This is a genomic window from Brevundimonas sp. UBA4553 (assembly GCF_002387245.1).
Lineage (GTDB): Bacteria > Pseudomonadota > Alphaproteobacteria > Caulobacterales > Caulobacteraceae > Brevundimonas.
In genome coordinates this window covers 411,716-429,043 of the sequence record NZ_DGLD01000002.1, presented here as the reverse complement: position 1 = coordinate 429,043, position 17,328 = coordinate 411,716, and the positions used below count along the sequence as shown (strand labels likewise).

19 protein-coding genes and 1 tRNA gene are annotated in these 17,328 nt (G+C 66.2%); 13 read left to right on the top strand and 7 right to left on the bottom strand.

Features of this window, described 5'->3' with window-relative positions; all coding sequences use genetic code 11:
• The first annotated feature begins 96 nt into the window (after positions 1-96).
• Positions 97-3,393, top strand: a complete 3,297-nt coding sequence (locus tag B4A39_RS03460) for an amidohydrolase family protein (RefSeq protein WP_312217378.1) — start codon at positions 97-99, stop codon at positions 3,391-3,393.
• 73 nt (positions 3,394-3,466) lie between these two features.
• Here B4A39_RS03460 and B4A39_RS03455 read toward each other — a convergent pair whose 3' ends face one another.
• From B4A39_RS03455 to B4A39_RS03440, 4 genes are all read right to left on the bottom strand, one after another.
• The gene (locus B4A39_RS03455) at positions 3,467-4,123 is read right to left on the bottom strand and encodes a DedA family protein (protein ID WP_292033245.1); all 657 of its coding nucleotides are present in this window, start codon (positions 4,121-4,123) and stop codon (positions 3,467-3,469) included.
• Between the two features lie 119 nt (positions 4,124-4,242).
• Positions 4,243-4,845, bottom strand: a complete 603-nt coding sequence (locus tag B4A39_RS03450) for a hypothetical protein (protein ID WP_292033243.1) — start codon at positions 4,843-4,845, stop codon at positions 4,243-4,245.
• Between the two features lie 49 nt (positions 4,846-4,894).
• Entirely contained in the window at positions 4,895-5,386 is a 492-nt protein-coding gene (gene msrB / locus B4A39_RS03445; protein WP_292033242.1) for a peptide-methionine (R)-S-oxide reductase MsrB, read from the bottom strand.
• Positions 5,387-5,496: 110 nt separating this feature from the next.
• Complete coding sequence (locus B4A39_RS03440) at positions 5,497-6,975, bottom strand: hypothetical protein (RefSeq protein ID WP_292033239.1); 1,479 nt, start codon at positions 6,973-6,975, stop codon at positions 5,497-5,499.
• 174 nt (positions 6,976-7,149) lie between these two features.
• On the opposite strand from B4A39_RS03440, the gene B4A39_RS03435 reads away from it, so the two are divergent.
• Positions 7,150-7,554 (top strand): DUF805 domain-containing protein, encoded by a 405-nt coding sequence (locus B4A39_RS03435; protein WP_292033237.1) that lies wholly within the window; start codon positions 7,150-7,152, stop codon positions 7,552-7,554.
• On the opposite strand, the gene lipB is transcribed toward B4A39_RS03435, so the two are convergent.
• The gene (gene lipB, locus B4A39_RS03430) at positions 7,530-8,246 is read right to left on the bottom strand and encodes a lipoyl(octanoyl) transferase LipB (protein ID WP_292033236.1); all 717 of its coding nucleotides are present in this window, start codon (positions 8,244-8,246) and stop codon (positions 7,530-7,532) included. The two genes, B4A39_RS03435 and lipB, sit on opposite strands and share 25 nt — an antisense overlap.
• Before the next feature lie 9 nt (positions 8,247-8,255).
• On the opposite strand from lipB, the gene B4A39_RS03425 reads away from it, so the two are divergent.
• The 7 genes from B4A39_RS03425 (at position 8,256) to B4A39_RS03395 (ending at position 13,478) form a co-directional block, all read left to right on the top strand.
• Positions 8,256-8,561, top strand: coding sequence for a FliM/FliN family flagellar motor switch protein (locus tag B4A39_RS03425; RefSeq protein ID WP_409449549.1), 306 nt, complete (start codon positions 8,256-8,258; stop codon positions 8,559-8,561).
• Between the two features lie 149 nt (positions 8,562-8,710).
• Positions 8,711-8,795, top strand: a tRNA-Leu gene (locus B4A39_RS03420).
• Positions 8,796-8,858: 63 nt separating this feature from the next.
• Positions 8,859-10,274: a magnesium transporter gene (mgtE, locus tag B4A39_RS03415; RefSeq protein ID WP_292033235.1), complete on the top strand. Its 1,416-nt coding sequence runs from the start codon at positions 8,859-8,861 to the stop codon at positions 10,272-10,274.
• Between the two features lie 41 nt (positions 10,275-10,315).
• On the top strand, positions 10,316-11,167 hold the full coding sequence (locus tag B4A39_RS03410) for a lysozyme (RefSeq protein WP_292033234.1): 852 nt from the start codon (positions 10,316-10,318) through the stop codon (positions 11,165-11,167).
• Positions 11,168-11,209: 42 nt separating this feature from the next.
• Positions 11,210-12,376 (top strand): isovaleryl-CoA dehydrogenase, encoded by a 1,167-nt coding sequence (locus B4A39_RS03405; protein ID WP_292033233.1) that lies wholly within the window; start codon positions 11,210-11,212, stop codon positions 12,374-12,376.
• A 52-nt stretch (positions 12,377-12,428) separates the two neighbouring features.
• Positions 12,429-12,617 carry a DUF3008 family protein gene (locus tag B4A39_RS03400; RefSeq protein ID WP_292033232.1) on the top strand — a complete coding sequence of 63 codons (189 nt, stop codon included), beginning with the start codon at positions 12,429-12,431 and terminating at the stop codon, positions 12,615-12,617.
• An 81-nt stretch (positions 12,618-12,698) separates the two neighbouring features.
• Positions 12,699-13,478: an exopolysaccharide biosynthesis protein gene (locus tag B4A39_RS03395; RefSeq protein ID WP_292033231.1), complete on the top strand. Its 780-nt coding sequence runs from the start codon at positions 12,699-12,701 to the stop codon at positions 13,476-13,478.
• A gap of 283 nt (positions 13,479-13,761) precedes the next feature.
• On the opposite strand, the gene flaF is transcribed toward B4A39_RS03395, so the two are convergent.
• Entirely contained in the window at positions 13,762-14,124 is a 363-nt protein-coding gene (flaF, locus tag B4A39_RS03390) for a flagellar biosynthesis regulator FlaF (RefSeq protein WP_292033230.1), read from the bottom strand.
• The gene (flbT, locus tag B4A39_RS03385) at positions 14,084-14,509 is read right to left on the bottom strand and encodes a flagellar biosynthesis repressor FlbT (protein WP_292033229.1); all 426 of its coding nucleotides are present in this window, start codon (positions 14,507-14,509) and stop codon (positions 14,084-14,086) included. Before flbT ends, flaF begins: the two co-directional genes overlap by 41 nt.
• A gap of 179 nt (positions 14,510-14,688) precedes the next feature.
• Between flbT and B4A39_RS03380 the strand changes: the two genes are divergently transcribed.
• From B4A39_RS03380 to B4A39_RS03365, 4 genes are all read left to right on the top strand, one after another.
• Complete coding sequence (locus B4A39_RS03380) at positions 14,689-15,123, top strand: hypothetical protein (RefSeq protein ID WP_292033228.1); 435 nt, start codon at positions 14,689-14,691, stop codon at positions 15,121-15,123.
• The gene (locus B4A39_RS03375) at positions 15,120-15,326 is read left to right on the top strand and encodes a hypothetical protein (protein WP_292033227.1); all 207 of its coding nucleotides are present in this window, start codon (positions 15,120-15,122) and stop codon (positions 15,324-15,326) included. The genes B4A39_RS03380 and B4A39_RS03375 overlap by 4 nt, the downstream gene beginning before the upstream one ends.
• Before the next feature lie 73 nt (positions 15,327-15,399).
• A complete protein-coding gene (locus B4A39_RS03370) occupies positions 15,400-16,260 on the top strand; it encodes an AAA family ATPase (RefSeq protein WP_292033225.1) in 861 nt (286 codons plus the stop codon).
• Between the two features lie 82 nt (positions 16,261-16,342).
• On the top strand, positions 16,343-17,245 hold the full coding sequence (locus tag B4A39_RS03365; RefSeq protein ID WP_292033224.1) for a methyltransferase type 11: 903 nt from the start codon (positions 16,343-16,345) through the stop codon (positions 17,243-17,245).
• Positions 17,246-17,328: the final 83 nt, after the last annotated feature.

Genomic DNA, 17,328 nt, shown 5'->3' with positions numbered 1-17,328 from the left:
CGCCTGGCGTCTGATCTCTGGTCAAGACCGCTCCGCGCCCGCTAGACCTTCCGACCTCGGAAGTAGGGGTATTGGGGGCTTTCCATGAAGCGCAGCTTGTTGACCACCGTCGCGGCCCTGGCCGTGGCCTTCCCGGCGTTCGCCCAGAGCACGTCCCAGAACGCGCCGGCCAGCGATTCGACGGCGACCGCCGCGACCACGCCCGCCAAACCCAAATGGGACGTCCAGAACCCGCCGGGCGCGTCGCATGATGCGACCATCGACGTCACCGAAGGCACCTGGATGTCGCTGGACGTCAGCCCTGACGGCCGCGAGATCGTCTTCGACCTGCTGGGCGACATCTATGTCATGCCGATCAGCGGAGGCGAGGCCCGCGCCATCGCCTCGGGCGTGGCCTGGGACATGCAGCCCAAGTTCTCGCCGGACGGCCGCTCAATCGCCTTCACCTCGGACCGAGGCGGCGGCGACAACCTGTGGGTCATGGACCGCGACGGCTCCAACGCCAAACAGGTGTCGAACGAGACCTTCCGCTTGCTAACCCAGCCCGACTGGTCGCCGGACGGCCAGTTCGTCGTGGGCCGCAAGCATTTCACCTCATCGCGCTCGCTCGGCGCGGGCGAGATGTGGATGTATCACCGCAGCGGCGGCGGCGGGGTGCAGCTGACCGAGCGTCGCACCCAGCAGAAGGACACGGGCGAGCCCGCCTTCTCGCCCGACGGCCGCTATCTCTACTTCAGCGATGACGCGACCTCGGGCGGCGTGTTCGACTATTCCAAGGACCCGAACACCCAGATTTATGTGATCCGTCGTCTGGATCGCGAGACGGGCGAGGTCACGCCCTTCGTCACCGGCCCGGGCGGCTCGATTCGCCCCACCCCCTCGCCCGACGGCAAGTCCCTGGCCTTCATCCGGCGCGACCGATACAAATCCGTCCTCTACGTCATGGACCTCGAATCGGGTCGTGAGACCCCGGTCTACGACGCCCTAGACCGCGACCTTCAGGAAACCTGGGCCATCCACGGCGTCTATCCGACGATGAGCTGGACCCCCGACAATAGCGCCATCGTCTTCTGGGCCGGCGGCAAGATCCACCGCATCGACGTGGCGTCGAAAGCCGTCAGCGAGATCCCGTTCCACGTCGCCGACACCCGCCGTGTGCAGGAGGCTGTGCGCTTCCCCGTCGAGGTCGCGCCTGACCAGTTCGACGTGAAAATGGTCCGCTGGGCGCAAACTTCGCCCGACGGCTCCAAGGTCGTGTTCGAGGCCCTCGGCAATCTGTGGATTCGCGACCTGCGCAACGGCGTCGCCGGCGCCCCGCGTCGTCTGACGCGACAGAGCGATCATTTCGAACTCTACCCGTCCTGGTCGCGCGACGGCCGCTCCATCGTCTATACGACTTGGAACGATCAGGATCTGGGCACGCTGCGGGTGATACCCGCCAACGGCGGCGAGGGCCGCGTCATCAGCGCTCATCCCGGGCACTATCTGGAGCCCCAGTTCTCGCCGGACGGCCAGACCATCGTCTATCGCACCTCCAGCGACGGCTACCTGCGCACGGCCCTCTGGAGCCGAGAGCCAGGCGTCTATCGCACCTCGGTGCGCGGCGGCGAGCCGACCCTGATCACCGAGAACGGCTCCAACCCGCAGTTCGGCGCCCGCAACGATCGCATCTTCCTGACGGCGCGCGACGGCGACAAGCGCGTGCTGAAATCGGTCAACCTGTCGGGCGACGACGAACGCAAGCACCTGAGCAGCGAATGGGCGGCCGAGTTCTCGGTCTCGCCCGATGAACACTGGGTGGCCTGGACCGAGCGCTTCAACGCCTATGTCACGCCCTTCGTCGCCACCGGTCGCGCCGTCACGGTCGGCGCCGACACCAAGGCCCTGCCCCAGACCCGCGTCACCCGCGACGCCGGCGAATGGCTGCACTGGTCGGGCGATTCCAGCCGCCTGCAATGGTCCATGGGTCCGGAGCTGTTCTCGCGCCCCTTAAGCGAAAGCTTCGCCTTTGCGGAGGGCGCGCCGACCGAACTGCCCAAGCCGGCGGAGCATGGGATCAAGATCGGCTTCAGCGCTGACTACGCCAAGCCCACCGGCCGCGTGGTCCTGAGCGGCGCTCGTCTGATCACTATGAAGGGCGACGAGGTCATCGAGGACGGCGTGGTCGTCATAAACGGCAACCGCATCGAAGCCATCGGCCCGCGTGGCTCCGTGACCGTCCCCGCCGACGCCCGCGTCATGGACATGGCCGGCAAGACCATCATCCCCGGCCTGGTGGACGCCCACTGGCACGGCAGCATGGGCTCGGACGAGATCATCCCGCAGCAGTCCTGGATCAACTACGCCGCACTGGCCTTCGGCGTGACCACCATCCATGACCCGTCCAATGATTCGAGCGAGATTTTCGCCCACAGCGAACTGGCCAAGGCCGGGCGCGTGGTCGGCCCGCGCATCTTCTCGACCGGCACCATCCTGTACGGCGCGGCAACGCCCTTCACCGCCCAGGTCAATGATCTGGACGACGCCCTGTCCAACCTGCGCCGGATGCAGGCCGTCGGCGCCTGGAGCGTCAAGAGCTACAACCAGCCCCGCCGCGACCAGCGTCAGCAGATTCTTGAGGCCGCGCGCGAACTGGGCATGATGGTCGTGCCCGAGGGCGGGTCGCTCTATCAGCACAACATGAGCATGGTGGTGGACGGCCACACCACGATCGAGCATTCGATCCCGCTGGCGCGGCTGTACGCCGACGTGCATCAGCTGTGGCGTCAGACCAAGGTGGCCTACACCCCCACCCTCGTCGTGGCCTATGGCGGCAACTGGGGCGAGAACTACTGGTATCAGGCCACGGACGTCTGGAATGATCCGATCCTGACGAAGTACGTCCCGCGACGCATCCTGGACAGCCGCGCCCGTCGCCCGGTCCATGTGCAGCCCGACGAACTGAACCACATCTCCATCGCCCGCGAGGCCAAGCGTCTGTCGGACGAGGGCGTGTCGGTGCAGATCGGCGCCCACGGCCAGCGCGAGGGCCTCGCCGCCCACTGGGAATTGTGGATGTTCGAACAGGGCGGCATGACCCCGCACCAAGCCCTGCGCGTCGGCACGCTGAACGGGGCTGCGGCCCTGGGCATGGACAAGGACATCGGCTCGCTGGAAACCGGCAAGCTGGCCGACCTGGTGGTTCTGGACGCCAACCCCCTGGAAAACCTGCGAAACACGGTCAAGATCGGCTACACGATGATCAACGGCCGCATCTTCGACAACCAGATGAACGAAGTCGGTCAGGCCCCGCGTCAACCCTTCTGGCACCAGACCGCCGACGGTCAGGCCTGGAGCGCCGGCGCAGCCTCGGCCGAGGCGGACGCGCACGGTCATGCTCACGGACACGACTGACGGGCCGCAGTCCTGAAACGAAGAAGGCCCGACCACCCGGTCGGGCCTTTTTATGGACGATGCAAGCTAGGGACTAGTCGACCGCGGCCGCCAGCAGAGCCGACCGCCTGGCCGCCCTTCCCTTCAGCCAGCGCATCCCAATCACCGCAACCACCACCAGAGCGGCGAAGGCGATCAACATCAGGGTGGGGCCATGGGCCTCGCTCATGAACTCAAGCTTGGCCAGCCCCTTGGCCGCCAGATAGCCCGGCGCCAGCATGGCCAGGACCCAGACGAAGGCCGAGGTCACATTGGCCAGCTGGAACACGCGCTGGCGCATCCGCAACACGCCGACCATGACCGGCACGAAAGCCCTCAGCGGCCCGAAGAAGCGGCCGATAAAGATGGAGGCCACGCCGTAGCGACGGCAATAGAGCCGCGTCCAGGCGATCTTGCGACGGTGGGGCAACAGCATGGGCTGGCGCAGCACGCCGGTGCCCAGTCGCCGACCGATCCAGTAGGAGATGGCGTCGCCCATGACCGCGCCGATGACGCAGCCGGCGATGACGCTGACCGGATCCAGAACCCCCGCTGCGACCAGGCCGCCCGCAGCGACCAGCAGGCCGGTCGCGGGCACGAAGGCGCCGATGACCACCAGCGACTCGAAGAAGGTGACCAGCCCCAGAATGACCCCAGCCCAGACATGGTGCCTGGCGATGAATTCCGCGACCGAACTAAGCAAACTATCCATACTGGTCCTCTATCTCCCGACGCATATGGGAGATCGCGGCCCAAAGGGAATGCGGCGATGGGACGCCCCTGCTGAAACACGCCAAGCCGTGGCCCGAACGCCGCAGGTCGAGGGCTCGCCTAGCTCCCGCTCTTCATGGAAAAGCCGACCGACGTCGTCGTGCTGGTGGTCGCATCAGGGCGAGCTCGCAGCGGCGCATAGGGCCGCCCGCGGAGATAGGTCCCCTCAAAGCTCGGCGGCTCGATCACGCCAAACGGGCGCGCATAGCCACCATAGGGATAGTCACGATAACCGCCGTAGCCGTAGCCATAACCCCAGGGGCTGTTCTTGGTCTGACTGACGCTGAGGTTCAGCGTGCCATTCTCTCCCAGGGGCATGGACACGGCCGCCGAATAGTCCTGATAGCCGCCGGTGCCCATGCCGACGCTGAACTCCCCGTGCATCTTTCGCGGTTCAGCTTCCAGCCAGGGGTCGGCCGGGGCCTTGCCGGACGTCTCGGCGGTGCGCTCGCCGATCCAGCGGGCGATCTGCTCGTCGGTAGACAGGCCATGTGGCGAGGCGCTCTGCACCGTCGTGCTGGGGGACGCATCCGTGGTGGATTCGGCCAAGTTCGCGGCCGAGGCCGTGAGCACGGCCTGATCGCCGCGAGGCGCGGTGGCGACCACGCCCTCCGGGTCCGTGGTGGCCAGCATCGTCGCGGCCGCGACCAGTTCGATCATCATGCGCCCTTACTCCCGTTCGTCACCACCCTAACGGCAAATGCGGCCAAGGTCAGGCATGACCGTCGCCACGCCCTAACGGATCCGGAAGGGCGTCGCCTTCCGGCACGAAGCTGAGTGCTACCGAGTTGATGCAGTAGCGGAGCCCGGACGGCGGTGGACCGTCGGGAAAGACGTGGCCCTGATGGCTGTCGCAGCGGGCGCAACGCGTCTCGACGCGGACCATGCCGTAGCTGTCGTCACGCACGGCGCGGACGTGAGCCTCGTCCACCGGGACGCTGAAACTGGGCCAGCCGGTGCCACTCTCGAACTTGGTCGCCGACCGGAAGAGCGGCAGACCGCATTCCCGGCAACAGAAGACCCCCGCACGCTTCTCACCCAGCAAGGTGCCGCAGAAGGGCGCCTCGGTGCCGTGGGCCAGAAGGACCCGCTTTTCCTCGGGCGACAGGTCGGCCTCCAGCGCCACGCGCTGGCTTTCGCTCGGCGGCGTCAGATCAAAGCCCGAAGGCGAACGCAGCGGCGTGGGGGATTCGGTCTGGGTCATGCGCTCAAAATAGGAAGGGCCGGACGATGTTTCCACCGCCCGGCCCCTTTAGTTCAAATCGCTTCGCAGCTCTCAGCGGGCCTCAACTAGCCCGAAGGGCGATAGGCCCCTTAGAAGAGCCCACCGACCCAGGCGCGCACAGCGGCTTCGTCAGTCGGGTTGCCCGTGTAGGCCAGGCCCTGAGCCGGCACGTAGCCCTGGTTGTTGCCGCGCTGACGCGTGGTCCAGGCCTTGTGACCGTAGCTGAGGTCCGAATAGTTCGACGGCAGGCGCTGCACGGTGGGCTCGATGAAGATCGAGTCCACGGCGGTGGCCGAACCGGCCAGTTGCACGTTCGGCAGACGGGTCAGAAGGTCCAGGGTGTCGAGGCAGCCGTTGGTGCAGCCGCCGTCGACCAGAACCACGACCTTGCCCTGCACCGGGTTGGCGGCGCCGGTGTCGGCCACCGACGGACGGCCCGGCATGACGAAGGTCTGCTGACCGGCGGCGATCGCGGAGTCGAAGGCCGCGACGATGGCCTGGGTCTGTTCAATGACCGGCGCCGATTCCTGCACGAAGCGCGGATCCGACTGCATGCGGTTCAGCGTATCGGCGAACCACTGGCGGTTGGCTGCGGTGGCGCGGTAGGTGATCTGACCGGCTTCCGGCTGGCGGCTGACGGTGAACTCCGGCGTCCAGATGCGGTTAGCCAGGCCGTAACCGCGCGAGGTGGCGTTGATCGAGTCGCCATCGGCGCCACGCAGGTCGATAACCAGGCCCTGGGCGCCGCGCAGGGCGCCGATCTGACCTTCGACCTGAGCATAGAAGGCGTCCCAGCCGGCGTCGTCTTGCAGCGAGTTGACGTGGACCCACGGGCGACCGTCGACCTGCTCGATCGACAGCTTGGTCGCGCCCGGCGTGAAGACCGAGGCGCGATAGGCGGCCTCAAGGTTCGCAAGAGTCGCCGGCTGCGGGCTCAGCGTATAGTCGCGGGTGCGGCGACCGACCTGGAACTCGCAGGTCGACGGCATGCCGCCGGCCATGGGGTTGTTGCGGTTCCACAGCAGATAGGGGGCGGTGCGGACGCGATCGGCCTCCGTCGTCAGATCGCCCTCGAATCCGTCCAGCTTGGCCTTGGCGAAGTCGGCGATCGGCTGGACATTGCAGCTCTTGACCACGGCGCCGACCGGCGGCGCGCCGCGCACGCCCGGCTGCACGTAGGAGACGACATACTCGCCATTGCGCCAGGCGGTGGCCACGCCCGGCCAGTTGGTGGCGAAGAAGGGGCTCGCGCCTTCAAAGGTCGGGCGGGTGGCGATGTTCGCGTCACGGAAACCGTTGGCGTAGTAGCGCAGCAGATAGGCGTGGCTTTCGCCGCTGTTGACCTGACCAGCCTTGCCCATCGCGTCCTGAAGGCCGGCGTCGATCCAGCTGCGGAAGGTTTCGCTGGCTGCGCCCGGCACCACGGCGGCGGGATGGTTGGCTTTCAGGGCGTCGTGGGTGGCCTGAAGATCCTGTCGCGCCAGGTCGCTGAAGTTCTGGGCCGAGGCGCTGTTGGCCGCGAAAGCCAGGGCGAGGACAGCCGCCGACGCGGCGAGCAGACGTTGCATGATGGGAACTCCGAGAGGCCGTCGAAACGTGGTTTGCGCGTGTTTAAACCCAAGAAAGCCTCGCGTTAAAGCCCCGCGACGAATTGACCGCGACGCTTGAGGCGATGCCGGCCGGTTTACTCCAGTCGGCCAGCCCCCTAATCGGAAGCGTCGCACCCGCAGAACCGATCCTGAATGTCCTCTTTCTCAGACCTGTTCCTGACATCCAGCGGACGCATCGCTCGAATCGGCTTTGTCGTCGCCGGCGGCCTGCTGTTGACGCTCTGGGCGGCGTTCGACCTGCTGGCGCCGCTGGCGATCCGCGACGGCCTAGGCTGGATTATAGCAGCCGCCCTGCTCTACAGCGCCGCCTGCCTGCTGTCCCAGCGTCTGCACGATCGCGGTCGCTCTGGCTGGTGGAGCGGCCCGATCCTTCTGACCTTCACGCTGGCCTGGCCGCATCCCCAGGCGCCGCTGGACTGGGTCGCGGCGGCGGTTCTGCTCTTCGCCGCCGTCGACCTGGCCCTGTTGCCAGGGCAGAAAGCCTTCAATCGCTATGGCGCGCCACCCGGGGATCAGAGCGGCGCTTCGCCGTCCTGAACCGGGCCGAACACGCGCTGGAATGAAGCCTTCAGCGCCCCATCCGCCTCGTCCATCGTAGCCAGAACGCCCAGATCGACCAGACTGGTGACGCCGTGTTCGGTGATGCCGCACGGCACGATGCCGCCGAAATGGTCGAGGTCAGGCTCCACATTCAGACTGATGCCGTGGAAACTGACCCATTTGCGGACCTTGACGCCGATGGCGGCGATCTTGTCCTCACGGCTCCAGCCTGCGCCCTTTCGCTCGACCCAGACGCCGACGCGGCCCTCGCGCATTCCGGCTTCGACGCCGAACTGGCCCAGGGCGCCGATGATCCAGTCCTCCAATCCGTGCACGAAGGCGCGCACGTCCTTTCCGCGCCGGTTCAGGTCCAGCAGGACATAGGCCACCCTCTGACCCGGCCCATGATAGGTGAATTGCCCGCCCCGCCCCGTCTGGTGGACCGGGAAACGATCGGGCGCCAGCAGGTCGTCGTCCCTGGCTGAGACGCCCGCCGTATAAAGCGGCGGATGCTCCAGCAGCCAGACCACCTCCTCCGCCTCACCTGCGGCGATCGCGGCGACGCGCGCCTCCATGGCGGCGACGGCGGGCTCATAGTCGACATAGCCGAACGAGACCGCCCACTGCACAGGGTGGCCGTCGGCGCGGATCAACGAAGTTGCGGTCAGGCTTAACGGGTCGGCAAGCATGACGCTTCAATGTGTCTGCTGACGCGACGGCGCAAGGGCCGCCCGTTGATTGTGAGTATTGTCTTGAGCCAGATCGAAGCCGTCGATGTCGAGATTTCGGTCGTGCTGGGCCGTTCGGTCCTGCCGATGCAACAGCTGCTGCGCATGGGCCGCGGCGCGGTGATTCCGCTCGACGCCTCCGAGCGCGACGAGGTCTGGATCCTGGCCAACAACCACCCGGTCGCCCGCGGCGAGATCGAGATTCGCGACGACCGCATCGCCATCACCGTGACTCGCCCCGCCGACATCTACGACTTCATGGCCGGCGCGGCATAATCTTGGAGCCGCGGTCAGAAGGCTCCGCCTTCTCGACCCGACGCGGCTCGTCAGAGGAAATCGGCAGGAAAAGCCGGGACTTCGCCTATTTCCTCAAAACCCCCTTTTCTTTGCGCCGCCTCTCCGCTATTGCCCGCCCTCCGATGCGAGCGGTCGTGGCGGAATTGGTAGACGCGCAGCGTTGAGGTCGCTGTGGGGCAACCCGTGGAAGTTCGAGTCTTCTCGACCGCACCATCTGATCTGACAGGGCGACATTCGGCTTTCTACCAAGGCTGAAACATTCGGGGAGGCAGACACGTGACCCACACGGATTCCGCCTCCTCGGCCCCTGCAAACGAAATCGAAACCGAAGATCACGTCGCCCTGGGCGAGGACTACGCCCTGACGGCGTCTTTCGTCGAAAAGGTCGTGGACGCCGCCGACGACGGCGACGGCATGCGCCTGCGCGGCTTGCTGGAAGACCTGCACCCCGCCGACGTCGCCGACCTGATGGGCTTCCTGACGGCCGAGCATCGCGCCGTGGTGGTCCAGTGGCTGCCGCCGGACCTTCTGGCCGACACCCTGCCTGAGTTGGACGACGGCATCCGCGAGGAAGTGCTGGAGCGGGTGCCCCACCTGACCCTGGCCGAGGCCCTGCAGGAGCTGGACTCCGACGACGCCGCCGCCGTGGTCGAGGACCTGGAAGACGATCAGCGCGAAAAAGTGCTGGCCGCCATGCCCGAGGGCGATCGCGCCGCGATCGAAAGCTCCCTGGGCTACCCCGAGGATTCCGCCGGCCGCCTGATGCAGCGCGAGGTGATGGCCGCGCCGCAATTCTGGAGCGTGGGCGACACCATCGACCACGTCCGCCGCCAGGGCGAAGACCTGCCCGAACTCTTCTTCGACATCTATGTCGTCGATCCGGTGAACCGCCCGATCGGCGGCGTCGCCATCAGCCGCCTGCTGCGCGCGCCGCGCGAAACGCCGCTGTCCGAGCTGATGGAGCCGGTGAACGAGATCGACGTCGACGTCGATCAGGAAGAGGTCGCCTACATCTTCGAGAAGTACAACCTGATCTCGGCGCCTGTCGTTGACAGCGGCGGAAGGCTGGTGGGCCAGCTGACGGTCGATGACATCGTCCACATCATTCAGGAAGAGAACCGCGAGGACATCCTGCGTCTGGCCGGCGTCTCGGACGAAGACCGGTCGTCGGGCGTGCTGGAGATCGTGCGCGGTCGCGTGCCCTGGCTGGGCATCAATCTTTTCACGGCCATCCTGGGCGCCGGAGTCATCGCCTTCTTCGAAGGCACGATCCAGCAGATCGTCGCTCTGGCGGTCCTGATGCCCATCGTCTCGGCCATTGGCGGCAACGCCGGCACCCAGGCCCTGACCGTCACCGTACGCGCGCTGGCGACGCGCGAGCTGACCTCCTCCAACGCCGTGCGCACCTTCTGGCGCGAGCTGACCGTGGGCCTGGCCAATGGTCTGGTGCTGTCGCCCCTGGTCGGCCTGGCGGCGGGCTTCTGGTTCCACGACTGGCGTATCGGGGCAGTCATCGCCACGGCCATGATCCTGAACCTGCTGGTGGCGGCCACGGTCGGCGTGCTGACCCCGCTGACCCTGTCGAAGCTGAAATTCGACCCTGCCGTGTCGTCCGCCGTCTTCGTCACGGCGACGACCGACTTCTTCGGCTTCCTAATCTTCCTCGGCCTGGCGACCATCGTCCTCCTTTAAGGAGGCGTCCTGCTCTGACCCGACGCCGTTCGGAACGCGGCTTGCTGCTTCGCCTGGCGGGCGAGCGCGCCCGTTTCGAAATGGGTCATTCCGTGTCCGCAGCCCCGTCACAGCGTCTGAAGGTGTCCCGCGAGGGTCTGCTTCTGATCAAGAGCTTCGAGGGCTTCCGGCCCCGGACCGTGCGTCGCCGCGACGGAGCGCCGGTCATCGGCTATGGCCACACGAAGTCGGCCCGCGCCGGCGCGACGATCACCGAGGTCGAGGCCGAACTGCTATTGCAATACGACCTGCTGCCCATCGTCGATGCGATCAACAGCCGCGTCTCGATCCCGCTGAACCAGCATCAGTTCGACGCCCTGGCCAGCTTCATCTTCTCGGTCGGCGTCCAACGCTTCGAGGGCTCGGACGTGCTGGAGCAGTTGAACGCCGGCGCGCCCGCGCGCGCGGCCGAGGCGCTGAGCGGTTGGCCCGACCGCGTCCAGCCCCCCGTCGACGCGCCCTATCGCCGTCGCTCGGCCGAGCGCGCCCTGTTCGACGCCGCGCCAGACCGTCCCGCCCCGCTGGACCTGCTGCTGACCGCGCCGGTGCGAGGACCTCACTCCGGCTCGCGCGCCGATGACGAGGCCCCCGCGACCGTGCAGGTTCTTCGTCACGAGCGGCGAGCAGCGCAGGCGCCGGTCCTGAACGACACGGGCGCCGTGATCTTCATCGGCGGTATCGGTCTGCTGGCCTTCGCCGCCGGCGTCGCCGCCTTCCGTCGCGTTCTGGCTGCACAACAGTCGTCCGACGGCACCGTTCTGATCGGCGGGGCTCTGGCCGTCATCGGCCTGATCTTCATCGGCGTCGCGGGCTGGAACCTGACGCGCAAGCGGAACAATAAACGCGTCGCATAAGGCCGCTTTGCGAAGCCTGTGCGCGATGCTACGCCTTGCGGCATGAGCATTCCCTTCGCGCCCCAATCCATGGAATTCGGCCTCGGCGAGAACGCCGACGCCATTCGTGAAACCACCGCCCGCTGGGCCGCCGACCGGCTGGCGCCCCTCGCCGCTGAAATCGACGAGAAGAACGAGTTCAAACGCGAACTCTGGCCCGAGATGGGCGAGCTGGGCCTGCACGGCATCACGGTCGAGGAAGAGTTCGGCGGCCTGGGCCTCGGCTACCTCGAACACGTCGTGGCGATGGAGGAAGTCTCGCGCGCCTCGGCCTCGATCGGCCTCAGCTACGGCGCCCACTCCAACCTCTGCGTCAACCAGATCCGCCGCTGGGGCACGCCCGAACAGAAGCACAAGTACCTGCCCAAGCTGATCTCGGGCGAGCATGTCGGCTCCCTGGCCATGTCGGAGGCTGGTTCTGGCTCGGACGTCATGTCGATGCGCACACGCGCCGACAAGAAGGGCGATCGTTACGTCCTGAACGGCACGAAGTTCTGGATCACCAACGCCCCCTCGGCCGACACCCTGGTGGTCTACGCCAAGACCGATCCCGAGGCCGGCTCCAAGGGCTGCACCGCCTTCCTGGTCGAGCGCGGCATGAAGGGCTTCTCGGTCTCCAAGAAGCTCGACAAGATGGGCATGCGTGGCTCAGACACCGCCGAGCTGGTGTTCGAGGACTGCGAAATCCCGGAAGAAAACGTCATGGGTCCGGTCGGCGGCGGCGCCGGCGTGCTGATGAGCGGCTTGGACTATGAGCGCGCGGTCCTGTCGGCTGGCCCTCTGGGCATCATGCAGGCCGCGCTGGACGTCGTCCTGCCCTACGTTCGCGAGCGCAAGCAGTTCGGCAAGCCGATCGGCAGCTTCCAACTGATGCAGGCCAAGGTCGCCGACATGTACGTCGCCCTGAACAGCGCCCGGGCCTATGTCTATGCCGTGGCCCGCGCCTGCGACCAAGGCAAGACCACCCGTTACGACGCGGCGGGCGCCATCCTGCTGGCCTCGGAAAACGCCGTGAAGGTGTCGCTGGAGGCCGTCCAGGCCCTGGGTGGCGCCGGCTACACCAAGGAATGGCCGGTCGAACGTCTGGTCCGCGACGCCAAGCTCTACGACATCGGCGCCGGCACCAACGAAATCCGCCGCTTCCTGATCGGCCGCGAACTGCTGGGCTGACGGAACTGGACGGCGGGCGGGCGGTTTGTCCTCCTCACGCAGGAGAGCCGCCATGCCCGCCAAATCCGCCGCTCAACAGAAGGCCGCCGGAGCCGCCCTGTCCGCCAAACGTGGCGAAACGCCGAAGTCCAAGTTGAAGGGCGCTTCGAAATCCATGGTGAAATCGATGACCGAGGCCCAGCTCGAAGAGCTGGCCCATACGTCCCGAAAGGGCAAACCCGAGCACGTGACGAAACATTAAGCCGCACCCCGTGCGACAGGGATGGCGTGGGGTTCGCGCCGCCCCTAACTTGGCGAACCTTCGCTCCCCGAGTCGCGCCTGATGACGCTTGTTTCCACGCCCCTGCCGCCAGATGAGGATCGGACCTTCTCCGACGTCCTGGAATCTCTCGGCGACGGCGAAGATCCCAAGCTGACGCTGAAGGAGATGGTCGAGGCCTTTGGCGAGCGCGGCTTCGGCGCCGTCATCCTGATGCTGTCGCTGATGGCTCTGCTGCCCTGGCCGCCGGGGGGAAAGGCCGTCTTCTCGGCTCCCATCATCCTGATCGCGGCCGAACTGGCCCTGCAACGCAACAAGGTCTGGCTACCCCGGTGGCTGATGAAGGTCACCATCGGCCGTGAGACCTACCGACGGCTGCTGGCCTCTCATTTCGCCGCGCCGCGCTGGCTGCGCCGCCGGGTGCTGCTGGGCGAGGTCCAGATCGGCTTCGGGCGCTGGACCGCGCGCTACGGTTTTTCCGACTGGGTGCGGCAGGCCATCAGGAAGCGCCCGGACAGCCCCAAGACCATAGAACTTCTGCGTCGCGCCGAGCGCCTGACCCGCCCGCGTTGGCCGATCATGACGGGCGAGGCCGCCGACATATTGATCGGGATCATCTGCATCCTATTGGCCATGATGATGGCTCTGCCCGTGCCGTTCGGCGACGCCCTGCCCGGCCTGACTCTCGTGATCTTCGGCCTCGGCATCATTCAGCGAGACGGCGTCTTCATTCTGGCGGGCCTGATCGGCACGGCGATCTGCGGAGTCTATGTCACCCTGGTCTGGACCACCGTCGTCGCCATCGTGCACGGCATCGCCCACTGGTTCGGCGCCCTGTTCTGACGGAAGCAAAACGACGCGGCGCAACACCACAAAAAAAGCGCCGCCGGGTCGCCCCAGCGGCGCTTCATTGTCTGACCGTGAACGGCCGAACCGCTGCCTTCCCGAAGGATCAGGCCCGGACCTCCCGCGAGGTCCAGATCGCGGCTGTCGCTCGCGATTGATGACAATGAGACACTGGCCACCTCCTTTCAGCTGCTGAACAGGAAGGTCAGGCTAGAACCGGCCCCCGGCGTTCGTAAAGACCGCTCCCGCCATCGTGATCAGGCAAGCGTCAGGATAACCATCAGGCCGCCTGGGCCGGCGGCGCCAGGCCCTGCATGACCATGCGATTGATGTCGATGAGAGTCTCGAAATCCCCGTCCCCGCGCATCACCGCCGAGCTGTGCCGGCCGATGAAAAGGTCCAACGAGATGATCTGGGCGCGCAGCGCCTGCGGCATGGCGTTAGAAGGCTCGCTGCACGAAGTGGACAGGGTCGACCACAGCCGACGGTTCCAGTCGATTGCGTCAATTCGGGTGGTGATGTCCGCCTTGTCGACCGTGGACGCGTGCATCAGGGCGCGCGTCACCTGTCCGAACAGCCGGTATTCCATTTCGCGCGGTGATTCAGCCCGCGTCGCCGCCGTCTTGTACGCTTGAAGCGACATTGCCGAGCCTTTGGTCTTCGTAATCCACGATCTTACGGGCGCCCATCAGGGCCTTATAGTATTGTCTCGCCAGCACATGCTTGGAGCAGGACACGCATTCCGACAGGATATCCGGATTGCGGATCGCCCCCATGAACTCGGTCAGCCGCAACGCAAATTCGTCATAGAATTTAGGCGCTTCCGTCTCGTCCAGATACATCATCATGACGGGGAAGTAGATGCGGCGCGCCGGCGTGGTGACGTCTTCGGGCTGCATGATGTCCTTTTCACGCAGGACGCTGGCCTTGTTCTGCAGCACCAGCACGCCGCGTCGATCGCCATTCTGGACGACAGCGCCGTTCAGGACGAATTTCTCGCCAGGCTTGAGCGATAGTTTCAGCGGCAAAGGGCATCTCCGTGGCGCACCGGCAACCTGAACGGTTCACGGCTGAAGAACCGTAAACCGGCGTGGTTAACCATCTCTTCCCGCCTGTCCTGGAAAACACGTAGAGGCCTCCACAACACGGCGACCGCACGGAACGCCGCGCCAGCCGTCGCCGTTACCTCCTCAGCAAGGAGAGGCAGATGAGCAGGCCGGAAAGCGATTTCGATCCTCAGGATCAAGCCGAAGTCTATGACGAGACCCATATCGACGACGAAGGCGACGGCGATCTGTCGCTGGACGAGGTCGACGACGTGCTGGACGTCACCCAGGCCGATGGCGACGCCGATGCGGAGGCCTTCGACGAAGACGACCTCGACCTGGATCGCGACCTGGCCCTGGATGGCGTCGAAGCCGAAGCGGACGCCCTGCTTGGCCTAGATTCAGTTCGCCTGAGCGAGTCCGACGCCGGAGGCGAGGTAGGCGCCAGTCCCGAGGAAATAGAACTCGTCTACGCCGGCCTGATGCGCAACCAGCGCGGGGCCCAGTCAAGCGCCGCCCATTGGGAAGCCAAACGCCTGTCCGACGACGACATTGAGGACCTGGGCTATGGGCCCGACAGCAAGGAGACCGCATGACCGACCATCGCCCCACCAAGATTCAGGAAGACTGCGACTCCAACACGCCCCCGGCCAAGCGGGCCGAGCGTGAGGACGGCAAGCCGGATCAGTTGAAGGACAAGGAGAAGACGGCCGAAAACCGTCAGGAAGCCCTGATCGACGAAGGCGTCGAGGAAACCTTCCCGGCCAGCGACCCCGTCTCCGCCAAGCGCATCACCTGACCTGCGCGCAGTCTGTTCAGGCGCGTCTCGATAAGCTACCTGCTCCTCTCCCCTGGATTGGAGCAGGTCCTTCATGAGCCGGTTCGAAGGCACGTCCGACTATATCGCCACGGATGATCTCAAGGTCGCCGTCAACGCTGCGGTGGCGCTGGAGCGCCCCCTGCTGATCAAGGGCGAACCCGGCACGGGTAAGACGGTCTTGGCCTATGAACTGGCGCGGGCGCTGAACGCGCCGCTCATCACCTGGCACGTCAAGTCCACGACCAAGGCTCACAACGGCCTCTATGAGTACGACGCCGTCAGCCGTCTGCGCGATAGCCAACTGGGTGAGGAGCGGGTCCATGACGTCCGCAACTACCTGAAAAAGGGCAAGCTGTGGGAGGCCTTCACCGCCCCGGTTCGCCCCGTCCTGCTGATCGACGAGATCGACAAGGCCGACATCGAGTTTCCGAACGACCTGCTGCAGGAACTCGACCGCATGGAGTTCTACGTTCAGGAAACGGATGAGACGATCCGCGCCGAAGTCCGCCCCGTCGTCGTCATCACCTCGAACAACGAGAAGGAATTGCCGGACGCCTTCCTACGCCGCTGCTTCTTCCACTACATCCGCTTTCCCGACGCCGAGACCATGCAGGATATCGTCGAGGTCCACTTCCCCGGCATCAAGCCGCGCCTGGTCGCCGAGGCCCTGCGGACCTTCTACGAAATCCGCGATACGCCGGGCCTGAAGAAAAAACCTTCGACGTCGGAGCTTCTCGACTGGCTGAAACTGCTGCTGGTCGATGATGTCTCGCCCGAGACCTTGCGCGAGAAGACGCCGGGCAAGCTCATCCCGCCGCTGCACGGCGCCCTGTTGAAGAACGAGCAGGACGTGCACCTGTTCGAGCGGCTGGCCTTTCTGAACCGTCGCGAGGGCGGTCGGCCCGGAAGCTGACTTCCGTCGCCCGCCATTACCGCGATTTCACTGGATTAGCCGCGTTCTGCGCGCACAATCGGGTCTCGAACAGGAGCCGACCATGCATCACCTCCTCTGGCCCGTCTGCGCTCTGGCTCTGCTGACCGCCGCCTGCGACGACAATGGCGGGAGCAGCAGCAAGGTGCGCATCACCACCTCATCGTCGGACAACGACGGCAAGGGCGTGCTCAAGGTCGTCGACACCCTGCAATGCCCCCAGACCCAGGGCGTGCTGACCCGCAAGGGATCCGCCCAGGCGGACGGCGCCACCTGCACCTACAGCGGTCCGCGCGGCGCCGAGGTGATGCTGCATCTCGTCCCCCTGAACGGCCGCTCCAGTCAGGAAGCGCTGAAAGCCTTCGAGGATCGGCTGGCCGGCGACCTGCCGCAGGCCCTGGCCGAGGTTCGCGCCGCTGAGGCTCGCAATCAGGCGGAGGCGGCGCGAGCCGACGCTGACGCCGCGCGCGCCGACGCCGAAGTCGCCCGCGCAGAAGCTGACGCCGCTCGCGCCGAGGCGCACGGCGGCCTTGGCTCCACCGCCCAGGTCACGGCCCCGGGCGTGCATATCGAGACCCAGGACGAAAAGGCCACGGTTCGCCTGCCGGGCATGAGGATCGACGCCGACGGCGACCGGGCGAATATTCGGATCGGCGGCCTGACCATCCGCGCCGACGACAAGTCGAGCCAGGTCAACGTCCGCTCCAACGACGAAGCCGTCAGCATCGACGCCCACGACGGCGCCGCCCGTATTCGCACCAGCGCCCCCGGCCAGTCGGTGCGTGCCACCTTCCTCATGACCACCAACGGCGCCGACGCCGAAACGGGCTGGCGAATGGTCGGCTATGAGGCGCGCGGCCCGGTCGGCGGCCCCATTGTCGTGGCCACGGTCCGCACCAAGGACCGCAATGAAAACCGGGTCATGGACGCCGCCAAGGCGCTGGTGACGCTGAACGTCGGGGATTAACCCCCACGAATCGCAACGCTTGCCCTTGATCGGGCGTTCGGGATGCGTCACCTCACCTGCCCCATGCGCAGGATGCCGAACTT